Origin of the sequence: Rhodococcus sp. 06-470-2 (genome assembly GCF_002258235.1) — a bacterium.
Lineage (GTDB): Bacteria > Actinomycetota > Actinomycetes > Mycobacteriales > Mycobacteriaceae > Rhodococcoides.
Genome location: NZ_NOYB01000032.1, coordinates 1 through 18,164, shown reverse-complemented (window position 1 = coordinate 18,164; position 18,164 = coordinate 1). Strand labels below are relative to the sequence as shown.

The window sequence follows — 18,164 nt, the reverse complement described above, 5'->3', positions numbered from 1 at the left end:
ACCATCGGCATTCGGCACGAATGCCGCCGAAGGCGAATAACAAACACCAGGGGACATAAGTGAAACTGATCAGAACAGCAACGGTAGCGGTGGCGTTGACCGCTGCGGTGGCCACCGGAGCGGGCCATGCTGTGGCAGACCCGTCGTCGGACACGGTGAACTACGAGACGTCGGTCAACCCCGACGGAACGGTCACCACCATCCTCGATGCCGGACTGTTCCGGGTCGACGCCACGAGCGAGACCGTGTCCGTCATCGACCAGGCCGGTGCCACGCTTGCATCTGTCCCGCTGGAATACACCGTCAACGGCACCGTCTACTCGATCGCACCGCTGATCGGTGCCGAGGGTCGCGAACTGACATTGACTCCGCAGACGATTCCCGTCGCCGATGTCGCCGGTCCGCGGACCAAGCAGCAGGCGTTCGACAACATGGTCAACCAGCTCGCGATCGGCTGGAACAACGGTGGTGGTGTCGGCACGGCGATCGGCGCAGGCCTCGGTTTCGCCATCGGCTGTGTGTCGATCTTCCCGAACTTCATCTCCGGGTGCATCATCGGAACCGTCATCGGTACGGTCGCGGGCGCAGTCATCGGTACCAGCAACGGAAACCCGCAGGCTCAGCCTGCAGTGTTCGAGTACTTCACCACTCCGTAGGCACGTCGACCCCGAGTCGGGGAGTGTCGAACAGCGGGTAGGGCGTCAATGCCCTACCCGCTGTTTTCGGTTCTTCCGGTCAGCGCGCGGCGCATCGACACAGCCTTGACCATGGTCTCCTCGAACTCCTCGTCGGGATCGGAGAGAGCGACGATCGCGCCGCCGACGCCGTACGTCACTTCGTGTTCGGTGGCCACGATCGTGCGGATGACGATCGAGAAATCCGCGGTGCCGGTGATCGAGAAGTAACCGATAGCACCCGAGTACACCCCCCGCGGTCCGTCTTCGAGTTTGTCGATGATCGCCATCGTGCGGATCTTCGGAGCTCCAGTCATCGATCCACCCGGAAACGCAGCGCGGATACAGTCCGCGGCCGACGCGTCGTCGCGCAGGCGCCCACGAACCGTCGAGACCAATTGGTGTACGGGAGCATAAGTTTCGACATCGAACAGCTTCGGCACGTGCACCGACCCCGGCACGCAGACCTGGGCGAGGTCGTTGCGCACCAGGTCCACGATCATCAGGTTTTCGGCCTTGTCCTTCTCGTTCGCGACGAGATCGGCCTTCAGTGCGTTGTCTTCCTGCGCGGTGGCTCCGCGAGGACGAGTTCCCTTGATCGGCTTCGACTCGACTATGCGGTCGGCGTCGATGCGCAGGAAGCGTTCCGGAGACGCACTCAACACCGACAGCTCGGGGAACTTCAGCAGGGCGCTGTACGGAGTGGGGTTGATTTCGCGCATGTACGAGTAGGTGGCGGTCGCGTCGATGGAACCGGCCACGGTCGCCGTGTTGGTCAAACAGACCTCGTACGTCTCACCGGAACGGATCTCGGCAAGGCACTGGGAAATCAGATCGAGGTAGTGGGCACGGTCGTGGCGTAGGCGGGGTTCGAGCGACCGATCGGCTCCGAGCAGGGGAGTGCCGGAGGCGGGCACACCCGGACGGTTGTCGGGGGCGACCTTTCGGGACAGACCATGCAGGGTATCGGTGACCGAGTCGAACCACGTCGCCAACACAGGATCCCCGGGGGTGGTCGCCAACCCCATCAGATAGAGGGTGCCTGCCTCGTGGTCGAACACCAACGCGCGGTCTGCGAAGACCATCGACGCGTCGGGAGTCGCAGAGGTGTGCACCAGTTGCCCACCGGTGTCGGCCTTGAGTTCGTAGCCCAGGTACCCCACGTAACCGAGACCGAAAGCGAACGGTAGGTCGTGCCGAGGGGGAGTGGCCCGCTCTCGTAAACGGTCGTCGATGTAGTCGAAGAACGTCGAGTGAATGCGCTCGGTCGTACCGTCTGAACCTTGCACGGTCACCGTGGTCTCGGCAACCGAATAGGTCACGTACTCCGCATGGGGACCCGAGCAGTCGCCCATGACGGTGAATCTGCAGTCGGGTTCGAGAGCCGCGCTGCCGTCCAGCCAGAAACTCTTCGAGCCGTCCGCGAACAGAGCTTCGAAGACCTGCTCGGAGTCGAATGCTCCTTCCAGCGAACGTGTTTCGATGGTGAACATCGAATCCTGAGTACGCGCAGCACTCGATGCGCTCGATCGAGCCAACGTCAGATCGCGGAAATTGGCGAGTAGTTCGCGGCCGTATTCGGTGCTGATCGACTCGGGATGGAACTGAACTCCCCACATGGGCTTGCTGCGGTGACGAACAGCCATGACCAGTCCGTCGGGCGTCCACGCGACTTCCTCGAAGTCGGCAGGGGTGCGGGTCACGACGAGCGAGTGATATCGCACCACCGAGTACGGCGACGGAATCCCCTCGAACAGATCCACACCCGTATGGGTGATGTCGGTGATCCTGCCGTGCATCGGCGCGGGCGCGAGATCCACACTGCCACCGAACAGATGACACAGACCCTGATGCCCGAGGCACACGCCGAGTATCGGTAGACCCGACTCGAGTATCACGCGGGCACTGATCCCGAAGTCCTGCTCCACATCCGGACGCCCGGGACCGGGCGAGATCACGACGTTGTCGTAGGCGTCGAAATTCAGCGACGTCCACTCGACGTCGTTCTTGACCACAGTGGGCGGTCGACCGTTCACCTCGGTCAGAAGGCTGTACAGGTTGTAGGTGAACGAATCGTAATTGTCCACCAGGAGCGTATGGATCGTCATCGGAGTGCTTCTACCGTTCACTGTCGAGGCCGGGCCCGGGCGTCGGAGAATCGATGATCGAATCCTCGACGCGACATGCCTCTGCAATCATCGATCGATACAGATCTTCGAGAAAATCGGGAGACAGTCCATTGGCCGACGCGAATTCTCGTGCTCGTTCGGTCACCAGTCCGACGCGGCCTGGTTGCATCATCGGAATGTCATGTTCACGTTTTACGTGTGCAACTCGTACACACACATCGATGCGGTCTCGAATTGCAGCGCGCAGAACCTCGTCGATTCCGTCCAACTCGCGCCTCAACTCCGCAAGCTTCTGCTCGCCGACTGCGCGATGACCTTCCGATTGCGCATCGGAGGCCGCCGTACGCAAGGCGTCGGTCGAGCGCTGATCAGAATCCTGGCTCACGTGTTGATGCCCCCTGGTTTATTCGACTCCGGTGCCTGCTGTTTATCGATATTGTCCGATAACTGTTACGGCAACCGTTCACGAATCGTCCACTTGTGTGACAACCGATACTCGATGATGTCACCTCGGACTCCGACACCGCCAGTCGATCGTATTGGAATCCTCGTTCGGTGGACAATTAATGCGACAAAGCACATCGAAACATTCAGCAGGTTCGAATAGCACAAAAAAAACTGCACCGCCGGATTGTTTCCAATCAGGCGGTGCAGTGAGCGGCGACGGTCATGCGCCGCGGCGCTTCACCTTCAGCAGGTCCAAGCGTTCCTTGAGGAGTTCTTCGAGCTCGTCGACCGAGCGACGCTCGAGCAACATGTCCCAGTGGGTGCGGGGAGGCTTGACCTTCTTGGCCTCCGGCGCGGTGCCTTCGATCAGCGACCCTTCCAGGCCGTTGCGGCATGCCCAGGTTCCGGGAATCTCGGCATCGTCGGCGAACGGTACGTCGAACTCTTCGCCGTTGTCGCACCGGTAGCGCGCAACGCGGCGGGGTGCCAGGTCGTGATCACGGTCGGTCTCGTAACTGACCGCTCCCAGCCGACTACCTCGAAGTACACGATCTGCCATGGTGAAGTCCTCTCCATCGATAGTAGGTACGTGCGCCGAAGCCATCCGTCGACTTCGAACTACACCGTCTACCCACTGATCTACAACGTCGCCGCACGTCGGTTCGTTCCCGAGCCGATGGGTCCAGGCGCGGTCCGATCGGCGCAGCTTATCGGGCGATCTTACCTCGCGGCCGCAGTAGGCTGAACGACCATGTCCGTCAGAACCCGCCGCGACCAGACATGCACCTGGTGCGGACGCCCGGTCGCCGATTCCGGAACCGGCCGGAAGCGGCGGTACTGCCGTCAATCGTGCCGTCAACGCGCCTACGAGCAACGCAGCGCGACCAAAGGGACATCGATTCCCGACGACGCTGTCGTGTTGACCGCCGAGGAGGTATCGGCGGCGGCCGACAGAGCGTTCGAAGTTCGGTGTGCTGCCGAGGACGTCAGCACGGCGGTGACGGAGGGTGCCGACGCCGCCGAATTGCACCGACTGTGCGTCGAACTGTTGGCCAAGGCGCACGATGCAGAACGGCTGCGCTGAGCTGGAGTTCCTCTCCAGTTCACGGACTACGTGGACAATGGTCGAAGCCCGCGCGACTGTGCGGGCGAGTACCACCTAGTGAGGAGCTCCATGGCGTTCTGGGATCAACTCAAGTCCAAGGCACAGGAATTGAACGGCCAGCTGCAGACGAAGACCAGCCAGTTCAAGAACAAGGAATTCGCCAACGGCAGCATGGCCATGTGCGCCCTGATCGCGGCGGCCGACGGCACCATCGATCCTGCCGAGCGCCAGAAGACGGCCTCTCTCATCGCCGGTAACGAGGCACTGCGAGTGTTCGAGCCCGACGAACTTCGGCAGAAATTCGACTGGTACTGCGACAAGCTGCAAGGAGATTTCGATTTCGGGAAGGTCGAGGCGACAGCCACGATCGGCAAACTGAAATCGAAGCCCGACCAAGCACGAGCCGTCATCCAGATCGGCATCATCATCGGCGGCGCAGACGGCCATTTCGACGATCACGAGAAGGCCGCAGTGCGCAACGCGTGCTTCGCGGTCGGAATCGATCCGGCCGAGTTCGAGCTCTGAAAGTTCCCAGCCGAAGCGTCACGTAGGAACGGCGGTCGACGAAGCGATCCGCTTCGTCGACCGCCGTTCCCGTCGAGCCTCGTGCGCTGTGAAAGTGCGGTCTTGCCGGGATACTGAGGACACTCCGACGGCATGTGCCGATGTCGAACGATCCGTTGGAGATCCGGTTGCAGCCCACCAGCAAAGGGACCGTGCATGACAGTTGCCGCGATCTACCTCGTCATCGCCTTCGGTTTGGGTGGACTTGCCATGGTGGTACGGCTGCCTCCACTGGTCGGATTTCTGGCTGCCGGTTTCGTCATCAATGCACTCGACGTCGGTGAGGTGCCCCAGCTCGAGCTGCTCGCTGATCTGGGTGTGACGCTGCTGTTGTTCGCCATCGGTCTCAAGCTCGACGTTCGTATTCTGCTGCGCCGGGAAGTGTGGCTGACCACCTCGGTGCATCTGGTGATCAGCGTCGTGGTCGGTACCACCGTTCTGTGGCTGGCTGCCGTGGCGGGGTTGGCCATGCTGTCCGGGCAGAGCCTGACGACGATCGCATTGCTCGCCTTCGCCATGTCGTTCTCGAGCACCGTCTTCGTGGTCAAGGTTCTCGAGGAGCGAGGGGAGTCACACGCCCTCTACGGACGGGTGGCGATCGGTGTCCTGGTGATGCAGGACATCGCCGCCGTGGTGTTCCTGACCGTCACCAGCGGCACGCTGCCCAGTCCCTGGGCGCTCATGCTGGTGCTGCTGTGGCCCGTCACTCGCATCCTTCGACGAGTATGGAGCGGACTGGGTCACGGTGAGATGCAATCCCTCTTCGGCATCGTGATGGCGCTGGTGCCCGGTTACGCGCTGTTCTCCGCACTGGGTCTCAAAGGAGACCTGGGTGCACTGATCATCGGTGTGCTGCTGGCGTCGCATCCGGCATCGTCCGAGCTGTCTCGATCGTTGTTCCACATCAAGGAATTACTGCTGGTCGGCTTTTTCGTCTCGATCGGTCTGTCCGGTCTACCCGACCTGCCCAGTCTCGGCGTCGCACTGCTCATGGTGTTTCTGTTGCCGCTCAAGTCCGTGCTGTATCTCGCGCTGTTCGCCCTGATGAAGTTGCGATATCGAACAGCTCTCCTTGCCGGGTTGAGCCTGATGAACTATTCGGAATTCGGATTGATCGTCGTCTCGGTCGGAGTGACGACCGGCCTGCTGGCACCGGCATGGCTGGTCGAGATGTCGATAGCCGTGGCCCTGAGCTTCGTGGCGTCGGCGCTGGTCAACGGACGAGGGCACCTGATGGTCGAGAAGATTGCGACTCGTTTGCCCGAGCAGGACGAGAACAGTCTGCATCCGGAGGAACGTTCCGGTGACGCCGGCGATGCCGAGGTCGTCGTGATCGGAATGGGGCGTGTCGGGTTCGCGGCGTATCAGCGGCTGACCGACCACTACCGCCTCGGTGTGGTGGGTGTCGACTACGACGGGCCACGCATTCGCCGACTCGCCGATCAGGGCCTGCGAGTGATCGAAGGCGACGCGACCGACCTGGACTTCTGGAACCAACTACGCCACTCCGAGTCGGTTCGAATCGCGGTGCTGGCGATGCCGCGTCACGGCGCCAACGTCACTGCCCTCGCCTGTCTGCGCGAATCCGGGTTCAGTGGCACGGTCGCTGCTGTCGCGCGCTACGACGACGAAGTGCAGTGGGCCAGGGATCACGGTGTCGACATCGCCTTCAACGTCTACGCGGGAGCGGGCTTGGAGCTGGCGGACCAGGTTGGCCATGCGTCCCCGGTCCAGGGCAACGACGCTCTCGCCGACGATCGTGGTACACCCGCCGTCGACGGCGTCACCCGACCGGTGACCGAACCGGCAACACACAAGGAGAGCCCGTGACCGATCGGTCGATACCTCCCAATGCCGAGTGGAATGCACGGGCCAGGGGAGAGACGCCGACTCAGCAGCTCGACAGGAACTGGCTCGGGTTACTTCAGGAACTGCGCGTCGAACAGACCGGGGTTCAGCTGTTGACCGGATTTCTCCTGACCCTGCCGTTCCAACAACGGTTCGACGACGTGTCCACATTCGGCCGAGCGGTGTATCTGATCACCGTCAGTGCGTCGATCGTTGCAACCATCCTGCTGATTGCGCCGGTGGGAATGCACCGAATTCTGTTCCGTCACAAAGAAATCGATGTACTCGTACGGGTCGGCAACCGACTCGCGATCGCAGGCCTGTTCATGCTCGGCATCGCACTGGTGGGAGTAGTGGCTCTCACGTTCGACTTCGTGGTCGGTCCGCTCGTCGGCATCGTAGCGGCACTGGTCGCTCTGACCCTTCTCCTCACGTTGTGGGTGGCACTCCCACGGTGGTATCTGAAAACTCGATGACGTTGCGGTGACGACAAATTCGCTCGGTGTCTGCTCTCACGCCGGCCAGCGACTGCGTTTCGCTCGATACATCTCCGAGTCCGCGATGCGGAGTACGTCGTGTGCGGACTGCCGCACATCACTGTCCGCGTCGACGGGTACCACTGCCGACCCGACACTGACGGTGAGTCCGGACAACATCCGGGCCCGTCCGAGGCGCTCCACGAGCTCTGCAGTTCGGTCGGCGAGGTCGGCAGGTCGCCCGACGGCGATGCACGCGAACTCGTCACCGCCCAGTCGTGCGACGATCCAGCGGTTGGCCGCCAGCGCTCGCATGTGCTGGGCCACATCGACGAGAACCGCGTCGCCGGTGTGATGTCCGTAGCTGTCGTTGACACCCTTCATCCCGTCGACATCGGCGGCGACGGCGCATATCACCTTCGGTTCCACATCCGGCGTCGTCATCGCGGTAGCAGCTACTGCAGCGAACAGCCCGCGACGGTTGTGCAGGCCGGTCAGCGGGTCCACCAGCGACTCCCGTGCCCGAGATCTGAGCTCGCTCACGTACACCATCAGAATGAGCGGAGACGCGAACATCAACAGCATGGTCGAACTGTGTGCGGCAACGACCCAGCCGCTGGCGACGTCCGCGTGCACGGTGAGTACGGCCACCACCGCAAGGACGCCAGTGGCGAAAACGATGTGCACGAGACAGGGGAGTAGCGGCACCGCCACCACAGCCAGAGTGGTGATGACGGCAAAGAGTACCGTGCCGCCGATCGCAGTCATTGTCGTGTCCTTCAACAACAGACCGGCGGCGATCGATACATCCGAATACACGATGAATGCAGTCAGCAGACGCGGTCCCGGCCATCGACCGAAGAACCAACGCAAAGCGACCGGAAACGCGGTCAGGCTGATTGCTACCACCGCAGGTACTCGCCAACCGCTGTATTCCTCGGACGGTGCGCTCAGTAAACCGATGAGACCGATCGACAACGTCCCCGAGCCGACGAGTAATCGAATGACGCGAGTTCGAGTCGCGTCCAGATCCAACAGCCCCGCCACCGAACCGTCCGCGCGCTGTTGCGACGACACACGTCGACCCGAGGCCGAGATGAACGGACGAACGGCGAACATCGGGTGACCTTCGGCTGGTATCTGCACCGAGCAATTTCACGGACAGTAGCAGAAACGTGCGCTTCGACCACTCGATCGGCCGATACCGATCGAAATGACCGTTTTCGCATGATCACCGTCGCACTGCGAAAATTCCAACTCCCGCCGCATCACCCCAAAACGTCACTGTGACGTTTCGTAATAGTGACACGGGGCCGACCCAGGAGCGGCCCGAGAGGTGGCCTGGATCAGGTGAGATACGCGCACGTCATCCAATCACAGCGAAGAGCCGAGCCGGCCAACGGCGGATGACCGACACGACGCTCGAAAACTGCGCGCACGCCGGTGGAAGAGTGGATGCAGACACACCCGTACATTTCGACTCACACGAACCGGACCGCCGTGCCGACCGGCCAGCCAGCTTCCGAGCTGCGTCATCTTGCTGGTACCGGTGCGTGCTTGAGGAGTGCGAGTTGTCGCGGCGGCTTTTGCGTAACCGAGTTAGCCACGGCCTGCGTCTGACCAACGACCACGTCAGCGTCGCGTTGACAGCAAGCTGCTAAAAGGTCCTACTCGTCCACTGGCGGCTGTCGCTATTGAATCCTCGATAACTAAGCCCGTCCCGATCTGTTCGGGGGGGGTTCCAGGTTGTGCTGGCTGTGGTTGCAGATCGACTGCGAGCAAAGACCTGCGCGCCGTGAGTCGGGAATCAAGCGGCGGCAACAGGCATTGCAACGATGCCGATCTAGCTCGCTGCTGCGAAGCGGTGATGGTGGGTTCGGAAGAAGATCCGATTGGGCATGCCGATTGCCAAACCGGATGATAAGTTGCCAGCGGAGGTATCAATGGCAACCAGCGGATAATTTGCCAACGATAGGGGAAGTGATCAAGTTGGATCTTGGGCAGTTACTAGTAAGTGCTGGACTAAGCCTCGCAGAGAAGGTCGTCTTCACTTGGTTTCAGGAGGGGCGGACTTCGGTCAAACAATCGAAAGTGCAACGCGAAGTCGCCGAACTTGCAAAACGGGAAGCTGTCCGCGCGAGTCTTCGAGAAGACGAACTCCAAGAGATGACCGAACGGCTTCTTGAGAAACTCGTCGAGGAGAGCCCCCGCCTCGCTTATGTAAAAGCTCCGCTCCATGAACCAAAGATCAAGCTCGACGTTGATCTTCGAGACGCGCGTTCGTCAAACGAGCTTCTAAGCGAGCTCCGATCGCGCCTCGGCTGGCTTGCCGATCAGCAGATAGTCCTGGCAGGGCCCGCACCCGAGATGCCACAGGGGAAAGACATTTCACAATCTGAGGGCAGCGGCTACAAGATCGTGCCGCCGCTAAACCAGCGCGCTGCGCCTGGTGCGTCGCCGGCCGCGCCGCAGAAGCACCCGACAGGACGTCACGGCACAGCGTCTGCCGACGAATCGAGGTCCCGAGCTTCGGAGCTCCTTGCCGACCTAGCCAGACGGGTTGACGAGAAAGAAAATCGCCGCGAATGACGTACATTGATAGCTACTTCCGCAACCCAGTCAAAACACACGTCCTGGCAAATCTGCTAACTGATGCGCGTGAATTTCCTTTGATATTAGGGATATTCGGACCGCCCGGCGAGGGGAAGACTTATCAAGTCAACGCAATCTTCAGCGAGTTGGGGATACACGAGCAGTTGGTGAGTCCTGGCGAGCTTGAGAGCGAGAACGCCGGCGCGCCCGCGCAGCTGCTACGACGCGAATATATGAAAGCCAGCGACCGCACTTGCAATGGGCAACCGACCGCTCTGGTCATACACGATATCGATACGGTGCTGGGAAATTGGGGTGAATTAGTCCAGTACACGGTTAATAGGCAAATCGTCTATGGGCAACTTATGGCCTTTTGCGATTTTCCAAATGAAGTGAACGGGCACCGCACCACGAGAGTTCCTATAGTGATCACGGGAAATAATCCGTCGATTTTGTACGGCCCTATGATGAGGCCTGGGCGCACTCGACTTCTTCAATGGAAGCCAGATACCCTGATGCGCTTTCAGATCATAGCCTCAATCTTTCCCCAGGTTGAGCAGGAAACCTTGCACGCGATTGTAACCAAATACCCGAATAAGCCCGTTGCATTCTGGGCTGATGTGAGGAGCGCTGCACTCGAAAGTAGAGTTCAAGCTGCCATTGACTCAATTGGCGAAACTCGCGTAATTGAACTTCTTAAATCTGGCCACAGAATTCAAGTAGACGAAGAAGTTAACGACCCTGACTTAATCGGTCGCATAGCTCATCGCTTTGCAGGGACCGACATTCGATCTGATGATTACTTGGCTGTTGGGTCAGGGTGTGAAGGGAGTCGAGGCAATGGCTAGAACAATAACCGCTACACAGACTTACGCACGCTTTGCACTTTTGGAATTGCAGGTGCGGGCTCTTCTGCGCGAGTCTGCCGAGTTATCTGAGGGCACTCTGGATCGTGTTTCCCGTGGTCTAAGAGATCCACACTATATCGAAATAGTTATCGTGCAGGGCCTGTACCCGAACGGCAAAATTGGTGCGGAACTGGAGTTAAGTATCGACTGGCGTACGCACACCTTGGAGCTCAAATCTGGAGGCGGAGAATTACAGGTTCCCGGATCGTGGGACGGCGGCATTGCACCATCCATTAAGGAAGGCGTCAGGACGTTCTTGATAGCGTGCCAGGAGGCTGGGCTTGCCCGTGAGTTTAGCGTCGTTTACGGGTCACATTTCGACCGAGATGAGGTGAATAGATTACTGGGCTTTGTAAGGGGAAAGTCAAGAGAATGGGCTAGACCACCGGAGGACATCACACTTGCTCTCGGACCGCTGAGAGAGGCATCTTTCGTAGTTCGGCTCGGGCTATAGGGGCCAACTGCTGTGATCGCGGGTATGGGCCGTTGTGGATCGCCATAGGTGGCGGGATGTTTCACGCAGCGCATGACAGCACCAGACTGCTGGCGGTCAAGATGATTGACATTCTGCGAGTTTCTGCTGATCCCGGCGCCATTACTGCTGGGTCTGTGTCCGTGGGAATAGGTCGCGGGGCCCACGGTATTGCAGATCGATGCCTTGCGTGGAGGTCGATCGCCGCGCGTGCAAAACCCCCTCGCGACTCCTGTTGAGAGCGACATTCGCATGGCCGAGCGCATCAAAACCCGGAGACCACAGAGCAATCCCGGTGTCATCGCTGTCGGTGACTCGCAGCCATGAGGCTGCAGGCGGCGCTTCTGAGTACCAGCTGACGTCGTTGACGGTATGGGTTTGGCGCACCCAACGACGGCTGCGGAACTGAGCGGAGCGGCTTGCGAATTCTTGCCACGCGGCGTGTGAGTCGGTAGTCGGCCAGCTACGGTCGGTGGTGATTTCCGGGGGCAGCCCATCGAGCCACTCTCGCATGCCCGCGGCGCTGTCGTAGGCCGCACCAGTGATCTCCGTCGCGGCGATTGCAGCGTGACGATGATCAAATCCCGAACGAATGAGGATGGCGGCGGATCGGCTGAGTGTTCCAGTTTCTATGGCCATAGTGGCGGTTCCGGTCAACGCATCGGCCAGCATGTTGCCCTGCGCGGCCTCGTAGACGCGCGACGCCTCAATTCCCCAAACAAGGCGATAGATCAGGTCGGCTTCGATGAACTGCGCAACCTCGACGGACGGCTCCCCGAGTTCGTTGAGCGCTCGTCCGGCGATCCAGTGGGCGAGCACGGGCTCCCAGACCAGCTTTGTCTCAGGGTGAAATTGTCTAAGCCCGAATACCGTCCTGGCGATTTGCAATATAAGTCCTGCTGCCTCGCCGCTGTGACCGTCATCGAGGGCGGCCTCGGCCTGCACAGTGGCCTCGACGACATCGGCTGCGACTTGGCCAAGATCAAAGCCGGCGTCGGCTCCGACGCCCGCGAGGTACCAGCCACGGCGCTGAGACGCGGTCGAGGTGCTCCATAGGTAACGTGCGCGTGCATCTACGACGTCGCGCAGCACGGTGGCGGACAGCTCGTCGTAGCGGCGCATTTGCCGCTCCCACAGCGAATCGCGAAGGACGTCTGTAATTAGCTGAATGACCGCGTCGGGATCAGAGTCGTCGTCGCCAAGGATGCTAAGCAGTCCTATGTCTAACCGTGCGAGGTTTTCCCGCCATGCAAGGTCTGCGGCGTCGACCGCGGAGGGCTCCTCGCCAAATACGACTGGCAACGCCCAATCAGGTGAACCAGTCAAGTAATCGATTACAGGTGGCAGCGCGTCGGTGCCGTAGGAAAGGCGCAGGCGGTTGACTAGGGCAACGCTGATCGCGATCAGTCCGGACTGCAGCCCCTTGCTTGCCGCGCCGGTGGTCAATTTATGCCACTGGGAGCGCTGGAATTCGCTCGGCTCAAAGCGCGGGTAGAGCACCAGGCCCTCAGTATCCACGAATGCGCGTCCGGCGCGTCCGATCACGTTGGCGAACTCCGACCCTGTCAGGAGTTCCTTCACGCGGGTCAGCCCTTGAAACAGCACCGCTGACGCCGACAGATTCAAACCTTGCGCCAAAGTGGGGGAGGCCACTGTCACCTTCAACTCGCCGCTTCGAAGGAGACGTTCCACTTCGCGGCGGTAGGGGCCCGGCAGCGCCCCATGATGAATAGCGACGCCCAATCTGAGACATTCCAGGATGGGGTGCCCGACGCCGAACCATTCGGTGCCGATAGCTAGTACCTCATGGAGGTCGACTCCGTCCGGCAAGACCGAGTCGACGTAGCCCTGCCTGTGAAGCTTCAGAATCTCCTTTGCGAAGGGCTCAACCGATCGACGCTGAGGACAGAAAATCAGCACTGACTTGTCTTCCTCTAGAAGTCTCCACGCGGTGGCAATCACCAATTCGCGATTGTCGGCCGGAAACGACCTTTTGCGCTTGCCAGTTGCGGGTCGCGCCTCGATGTAGCGAGGGATGAAGGCTTGATCCTCGCCGAGTGTCGTCGTCAGTCGAGCGTGGTCGCCGCCAAACCACTCCACCAAGCCGAATCGTTGCTGAGTGGGCCGCCAGTTCTCTCGATGCAAGCCATCGGGATCATCGGCTGTAATCCATGCGACGAAATCATCAAGCTCTTCTCCAGAGGGAAATACCGCCGACAGGCAGACGATACGGCGCGCGTCGGCGTCGTCGCGCCGCAACAACCGCTGAACTTGAGCCTCGTAGCGCACTTCACGATCTTCCGGCCCGATCATGTGACCCTCGTCGAGGATCACGAGTCCGACGTCATCGAGGACACCGGGGTCTGAACGGAGCGCAAAGTCAAGCTTTTCGGGCGTGGCAACAACGATCTGGCTAGTTCGCAGCGCGTCCTCATCAAGGTCGGTGACGCCGATGCTTCCGTAGAGGGACGAGACAGCGATGCCCATCGGTGTGAAAGTGGCCTCAAGGACCTGTTCCGTCTGCGCAGACAGGGCACGTAAGGGGGTGACGTACACGATGCGGCGGCCCTGCGCCAAGCACGCCAGAATGCACAATTCGGCGATCCTGGTCTTGCCCGCGCTGGTCGGCAGCGCAACGACGAGATCATTTGCATCAGCGAAGATTCGGCTCACTACGTGCAGTTGCGACGGCCACAGGTCAATCTCGGAGCGACGCCGCGCCAGCAACGTCGCGACGAAGGTGCGACGCAAGTAGCGCCAGCGCTTCCGACCCGCATCCGCTTCGTCGCTCGCCTCGTTCGCCGCTGTACCTGCCGGAGGCCGCGGCACCGGCAGGTTCGACGAGATGCTGGTCTCACCTAAGTCCCCGAGCAGTCGCCTGGTCAGGCGATAGACCCACCATGGCCCTGGAGTTCCGGCCTGGAGGGCGGCCTGCTCACCGATATCTAGGTCGGCTAACGCCGACGACAACAGATCCTGCTGGTCATGGGAAATAGCAAACAGTGCCGCCGATATGGCCGAGTGGTAGTGCTCAGTCAGCAGCATCCCTATTGGCCCTAGGACGTCTAGCAGATCCGCGTTCGCGGGTGTAAGACGTCGGCCCTCGAGTGCTCCGACGAGCACCTCGTCACTCGCCTGGGGAGAGGACCGCAAATCGCGGGTGCGCCGTTCGATCTGATCGAGATCGCGCAGCACGATGTCGGCCAGAGTAGTTTCCATTGGTGTGAGGTGCCCAGAGGCAACGCTGGCCTGCATCAGCGAATAGGCGCGGGCGGCAAAACCTGCGAGATGGCTTGTGGCCCCGGCAATGAGGCGGTGAAACGCAAGATCCGCTGCGGAGTCGGCGTTGCGGGTCGCCGCCTCCAATGCGTATGAAGCTTGCAGGAATCCGCTCTGCGCAACTTCGTGGCGGGTCGCCTGGTCTGCGGGTGCAGAATCTTCTTCGGCGTCGCTGGAATCCAGCAGCTGCAGGCTGGTCGAGATCAGAGCGTAGCTATAGTTAAGGAGATCATTGTCTAGATATGCGCTAAATTGTGGTGCGCCATCGGGCAACACGCCGTCGCGACGAATGAATGACTGAGCCTGCCCGCGCGCCAGCAGCCGATCACGAAATGCTGCAACAGTCGACTCTTGAATGCTCAAGAGCAGCTCGGCGGTATCACGCGCCATGTGCGAGAGCCTTCTCGTAAACCCCGCTAATGAACTCGGGGTGAGCGGCGACGCGCAGCGTCATAGTCAACTGCTCAATTGGGCCGGTGTAGGCGGCGAGATCGTTCTTCACAAACTCGGTCGGGTCGCCCATCGTGAACAGAAACATCATTTGGGTGACCATTTCTGGGCGGATGTCGTTGGCGAGTTGGACTCGCAGCACGGCATCGGCTAAGTCTTCGTCGGATGCTCGTCGTAGCCGTTCAGCAAGCTGGGAAAGCGATTGCGGCGAAGGCAGTCCGGCGCAACGCTGCAGCCCTTCCCGCGCCGCGGCGACCACCTTCTCGGGAATCTTCTTGCCGCTCTTAGCCTCGACCTTGGCCAGGTGCACACCGGTCTTGGTGTCGATCTTGACACCCAAGACATCATCGCCGCGCATGGCCCATTCCTGATGGTCGCGGTCGATGAGGCGACTCGGCCCGACAGCGAATCCGCAATGTTCATTCAGGTACGCAGTGGCTAGGATTTCGCCTAGATCCCCGGATCGGGCCGACTTCTTCGTAGGAAACTTGTTGGTGAGGTACGCCGACACACCATGCTTGCCGAACTGCTCGGCGATGTGCACCAGCATGTCGACCTCGGCGTACTTCTGGCCGAGGGTGGCTGAAACGACGCTGATGCCGGTTGCGTCATCGTTTGAAGCGAGGTCTCCATAGGCATGTTTGCCGACGTTATTCACGACAGGCGGTTCGCACCATTGCTCGAAGTCCGTCATGTAACCGTCCCACGGATCCGGCCACCGTCCCCGGCAGCCCCACTACTTTCCTCTGCCAAGGCCGACTGATACGCCCGACTCAGTGAGGTAGCCGGGAACTCGTCAACCAGTCGGTTATTGCATAGATGCTCAATCATCCGCTGGCTGGCCGATCGAAGATGCTAATCACATTGTCCACGTTGATAATCTGGCGAAAACCCCCGATGTCGGGAGTCGGTAGTGCCGGAGTCTCCTTCGGTATTTCGACAGGTTCCTCCCTGCGCCATCCGCGAGAACTGATCTGGATTTGCAGGCTGCGGTATCGGTCTCTATCAATCACACCGAGATCGAACGAGCGCCTGATCACTGCTTGCATCGACGCTCCCCAACGTGCCTTAATTCGCGAGTAGCCAGCGAGTGTTAGCGCCGGTGAAAGTTCGTCAAGCATCGCTTCGCGTGGGAGCAGGAAAGCCGAGGCGAACATATCGGCCTCTGTCTCGCGCGCCTGTCGACTCAGTGGCTTGCTTTCGGTGTGAATGAGCACGTGACCTAACTCGTGTGCAGCGCTGAACCGAAGTCGATCGCCAGGCTTGTCAAGGTCGAGCGCTACAACGAACGGCTCCTGGGTGCGACGAGGAGACGATATCCCGTCGATGCGTGCATTCGGTTCCCACGCAGGGAGACCGGTCACGAGGATCTGCAGCCGCTCGATGCAACGCGTCACGTTGTTGATAACTTTGTCAGTTCGGATGCCGATAAGTTGCCGTGCTGCGCCGGCCAGCGCTTCGATTTCGCGTTGTGGGCGCGCTCGAACATCGTCGTAGTTCGTTGCGTCCAGGGACCCGGTGACATTGGAGACGTCAGCTGCGCCTCGTACCGCTTGCTCTATGAGTCCGAACGTTACCGCCGCTCGATCTTGCTGGGGCCGTGTGAGCTTTCTCGTCCGGTAGTTGAGATCGTTGGGGCCGTAGGTGATCGGCGGCGCCTCAAAGAAATCGAAAGGAATGTTGAACCGCCGGCGAGCGATCACCATGTGCTCTGCAGTAAGTGGCCGGTCGCCACGTTCGATTTGCGACAGCGCCGCCTGGCCGATACCAAGCTCGGCGGCGAATGCCTTTTGCGTCATCCCGTTGAGTTGGCGCAGATTGCGTAGGCGTTGATTGGGATCGATCACTATGTGGCGGTCTCGGTCTCAGACTCAACGTCCCAGTCCGGCATATCGTGCCGGTAGGTGGCGCGGTCTGGGATCAGTTCATGTTCGGTGCTCGCGTCGAGCTGGAAACCGGACTCCCATTTGTTGTCGTCGAGAGTATGCCCAGCCCTCGCTAGTCGAACGGCGATCGGCGTCGGTCCGGCGGCCTTGTGCTTCTTGTCAATCTTGGGCGTATCCCAGATCAATGCGGCTAATCGCGCATCTTCGGAGGCCTTTGGCTCGGGACATGGAAACAGGGTCGGATCAGGCTCCGTCTCAATCGGGATCGCATTGTTCGGACGGCGGAAGGATCCGCGCCGACGCAACACCAAGTCCAGATTCAGGGCGTCTGAGTGGAACACGAGACGGCGTAGCGAAATCAACTCGTCGCGCCGGATGAAGGTCCCAAACCGCTCCGGGAGTTCCAAAGTGAAGGCTATGACGAACGGATCGCGTTGGTACGCGCGATGTTTCCACTGCAGCCCTCGATAGGGTGCCTTCCGCAGATGGTTCACCCCGCGCACGCCCGCTGCCTGTAGATCGTCAACGAGTGGCAATACTTCAGCGTGAAGCTGTTCGATCGTAGCGCTCATCTAGTGTCACTTCCGATCCGAGGAGATCACTGTGATGTTGCATTTGTGGCCCTACGGTACCGCGTTTTACATATTATTCGCGTCAATGAAACACGGTGTGTCCAACGCCCGTCAGGTGCCGATTATGGCGGGCGGCTGGCCGGGATTCCTCTTGGCGGCTGGTCATATCATTCAACGTCATCCAGTCGAGTTGCGATGCCCACCGCTATGGGTCTTCAGGCTTCCGGGGTCGTGCCATCTCCATCGTCCGCACGATGCGGATACGCTTGGCCACCGGGTTGCCCGGTGTCACTCCCGGTTCGCGTGGCTGCGGGGCGTTGGCTGATGCTGCTGCCTGCATTTCGACGTAGGGTTCGAAGAGGTCGTTGGGTGTGCAGTCGAAGATGTCGCAGAGGGCGGCGAATGTTCGCGATGGAATTCGCTGTGGCTCACCGGTGACAAGTCGGTATACCTGTGCGTCCGACAGATTGATTCCGCGGATCGCAGGAGTGGGCGCAGCTCAGTCGATTTCCACAGGTTGTGCGCTGCCATGACGCGCCTGAGATGCCAATGAAAGCCGATCCGACGTTGCTCAGCCATTGGTTACACCCATCTGGAGGCGTCGAGAAATCATCTGCTGGATCACCTTCTGTTTGAAATCCGACGAGACCGAGGTTTACAGCGTATCGGTGTACACCCTCACGTGATGGTCCCCGTACAACCTCATATGTAGGTGCTCGGCGAGTCCTGTCGTAACTCGCCCACGACAAGGGCCACCCTTCG

The 18,164-nt window shown here is 60.4% G+C and carries 16 protein-coding genes and 1 pseudogene; 8 read left to right on the top strand and 9 right to left on the bottom strand.

Going from position 1 to position 18,164, the window contains the following annotated elements:
• Positions 1–59: 59 nt before the first annotated feature.
• Positions 60–656, top strand: coding sequence for a hypothetical protein (locus CH276_RS15835; protein ID WP_094629967.1), 597 nt, complete (start codon positions 60–62; stop codon positions 654–656).
• Between the two features lie 53 nt (positions 657–709).
• On the opposite strand, the gene pabB is transcribed toward CH276_RS15835, so the two are convergent.
• From pabB to CH276_RS15820, 3 genes are all read right to left on the bottom strand, one after another.
• Positions 710–2,782, bottom strand: coding sequence for an aminodeoxychorismate synthase component I (gene pabB / locus CH276_RS15830; RefSeq protein ID WP_032398480.1), 2,073 nt, complete (start codon positions 2,780–2,782; stop codon positions 710–712).
• Positions 2,783–2,792: 10 nt separating this feature from the next.
• Positions 2,793–3,188: a chorismate mutase family protein gene (locus tag CH276_RS15825; RefSeq protein ID WP_254924089.1), complete on the bottom strand. Its 396-nt coding sequence runs from the start codon at positions 3,186–3,188 to the stop codon at positions 2,793–2,795.
• Positions 3,189–3,470: 282 nt separating this feature from the next.
• Positions 3,471–3,809 (bottom strand): RNA polymerase-binding protein RbpA, encoded by a 339-nt coding sequence (locus CH276_RS15820; protein WP_027497120.1) that lies wholly within the window; start codon positions 3,807–3,809, stop codon positions 3,471–3,473.
• A gap of 192 nt (positions 3,810–4,001) precedes the next feature.
• Here CH276_RS15820 and CH276_RS15815 point away from each other — a divergent pair, with 192 nt between their 5' ends.
• The 4 genes from CH276_RS15815 (at position 4,002) to CH276_RS15800 (ending at position 7,243) form a co-directional block, all read left to right on the top strand.
• Positions 4,002–4,334, top strand: coding sequence for a hypothetical protein (locus tag CH276_RS15815; RefSeq protein ID WP_032398096.1), 333 nt, complete (start codon positions 4,002–4,004; stop codon positions 4,332–4,334).
• A 90-nt stretch (positions 4,335–4,424) separates the two neighbouring features.
• A complete protein-coding gene (locus CH276_RS15810) occupies positions 4,425–4,880 on the top strand; it encodes a tellurite resistance TerB family protein (protein WP_032398482.1) in 456 nt (151 codons plus the stop codon).
• Positions 4,881–5,075: 195 nt separating this feature from the next.
• Positions 5,076–6,749: a cation:proton antiporter family protein gene (locus tag CH276_RS15805; protein WP_094629966.1), complete on the top strand. Its 1,674-nt coding sequence runs from the start codon at positions 5,076–5,078 to the stop codon at positions 6,747–6,749.
• Positions 6,746–7,243 carry a DUF6328 family protein gene (locus tag CH276_RS15800; protein ID WP_032398097.1) on the top strand — a complete coding sequence of 166 codons (498 nt, stop codon included), beginning with the start codon at positions 6,746–6,748 and terminating at the stop codon, positions 7,241–7,243. Before CH276_RS15805 ends, CH276_RS15800 begins: the two co-directional genes overlap by 4 nt.
• Before the next feature lie 36 nt (positions 7,244–7,279).
• On the opposite strand, the gene CH276_RS15795 is transcribed toward CH276_RS15800, so the two are convergent.
• Positions 7,280–8,362 (bottom strand): GGDEF domain-containing protein, encoded by a 1,083-nt coding sequence (locus CH276_RS15795; protein WP_094629965.1) that lies wholly within the window; start codon positions 8,360–8,362, stop codon positions 7,280–7,282.
• An 861-nt stretch (positions 8,363–9,223) separates the two neighbouring features.
• On the opposite strand from CH276_RS15795, the gene CH276_RS28230 reads away from it, so the two are divergent.
• From CH276_RS28230 to CH276_RS28225, 3 genes are read left to right on the top strand one after another with little or no spacing between them, the layout of a single operon-like run.
• On the top strand, positions 9,224–9,832 hold the full coding sequence (locus CH276_RS28230) for a hypothetical protein (protein ID WP_141214739.1): 609 nt from the start codon (positions 9,224–9,226) through the stop codon (positions 9,830–9,832).
• Entirely contained in the window at positions 9,829–10,683 is an 855-nt protein-coding gene (locus CH276_RS15785; RefSeq protein ID WP_094629963.1) for an AAA family ATPase, read from the top strand. Before CH276_RS28230 ends, CH276_RS15785 begins: the two co-directional genes overlap by 4 nt.
• Entirely contained in the window at positions 10,658–11,197 is a 540-nt protein-coding gene (locus tag CH276_RS28225; protein WP_141214738.1) for a hypothetical protein, read from the top strand. Before CH276_RS15785 ends, CH276_RS28225 begins: the two co-directional genes overlap by 26 nt.
• A gap of 141 nt (positions 11,198–11,338) precedes the next feature.
• Here CH276_RS28225 and CH276_RS15780 read toward each other — a convergent pair whose 3' ends face one another.
• From CH276_RS15780 to CH276_RS15760, 5 genes and pseudogenes are all read right to left on the bottom strand, one after another.
• A complete protein-coding gene (locus CH276_RS15780; RefSeq protein WP_094629962.1) occupies positions 11,339–14,884 on the bottom strand; it encodes a DEAD/DEAH box helicase in 3,546 nt (1,181 codons plus the stop codon).
• Positions 14,874–15,638 (bottom strand): Hachiman antiphage defense system protein HamA, encoded by a 765-nt coding sequence (locus tag CH276_RS15775; RefSeq protein WP_141214737.1) that lies wholly within the window; start codon positions 15,636–15,638, stop codon positions 14,874–14,876. The genes CH276_RS15780 and CH276_RS15775 overlap by 11 nt, the downstream gene beginning before the upstream one ends.
• 133 nt (positions 15,639–15,771) lie before the next feature.
• On the bottom strand, positions 15,772–16,791 hold the full coding sequence (locus CH276_RS15770) for an XRE family transcriptional regulator (protein WP_094629960.1): 1,020 nt from the start codon (positions 16,789–16,791) through the stop codon (positions 15,772–15,774).
• On the bottom strand, positions 16,791–17,402 hold the full coding sequence (locus CH276_RS15765; protein WP_094629959.1) for a hypothetical protein: 612 nt from the start codon (positions 17,400–17,402) through the stop codon (positions 16,791–16,793). The genes CH276_RS15770 and CH276_RS15765 overlap by 1 nt, the downstream gene beginning before the upstream one ends.
• Before the next feature lie 215 nt (positions 17,403–17,617).
• Positions 17,618–17,981 (bottom strand): annotated as a pseudogene (locus CH276_RS15760) (helix-turn-helix domain-containing protein).
• Positions 17,982–18,164 lie beyond the last annotated feature (183 nt).

Coding starts and splice junctions, on each gene's coding strand:
- pabB (WP_032398480.1), bottom strand. CDS start 2,782: ATGACGATCCATACGCTCCTGGTGGACAATTACGATTCGTTCACCTAC.
- CH276_RS15820 (WP_027497120.1), bottom strand. CDS start 3,809: ATGGCAGATCGTGTACTTCGAGGTAGTCGGCTGGGAGCGGTCAGTTAC.
- CH276_RS15805 (WP_094629966.1), top strand. CDS start 5,076: ATGACAGTTGCCGCGATCTACCTCGTCATCGCCTTCGGTTTGGGTGGA.
- CH276_RS15810 (WP_032398482.1), top strand. CDS start 4,425: ATGGCGTTCTGGGATCAACTCAAGTCCAAGGCACAGGAATTGAACGGC.
- CH276_RS15780 (WP_094629962.1), bottom strand. CDS start 14,884: ATGGCGCGTGATACCGCCGAGCTGCTCTTGAGCATTCAAGAGTCGACT.
- CH276_RS15765 (WP_094629959.1), bottom strand. CDS start 17,402: ATGAGCGCTACGATCGAACAGCTTCACGCTGAAGTATTGCCACTCGTT.
- CH276_RS15785 (WP_094629963.1), top strand. CDS start 9,829: ATGACGTACATTGATAGCTACTTCCGCAACCCAGTCAAAACACACGTC.
- CH276_RS15815 (WP_032398096.1), top strand. CDS start 4,002: ATGTCCGTCAGAACCCGCCGCGACCAGACATGCACCTGGTGCGGACGC.
- CH276_RS15795 (WP_094629965.1), bottom strand. CDS start 8,362: ATGTTCGCCGTTCGTCCGTTCATCTCGGCCTCGGGTCGACGTGTGTCG.
- CH276_RS15775 (WP_141214737.1), bottom strand. CDS start 15,638: ATGACGGACTTCGAGCAATGGTGCGAACCGCCTGTCGTGAATAACGTC.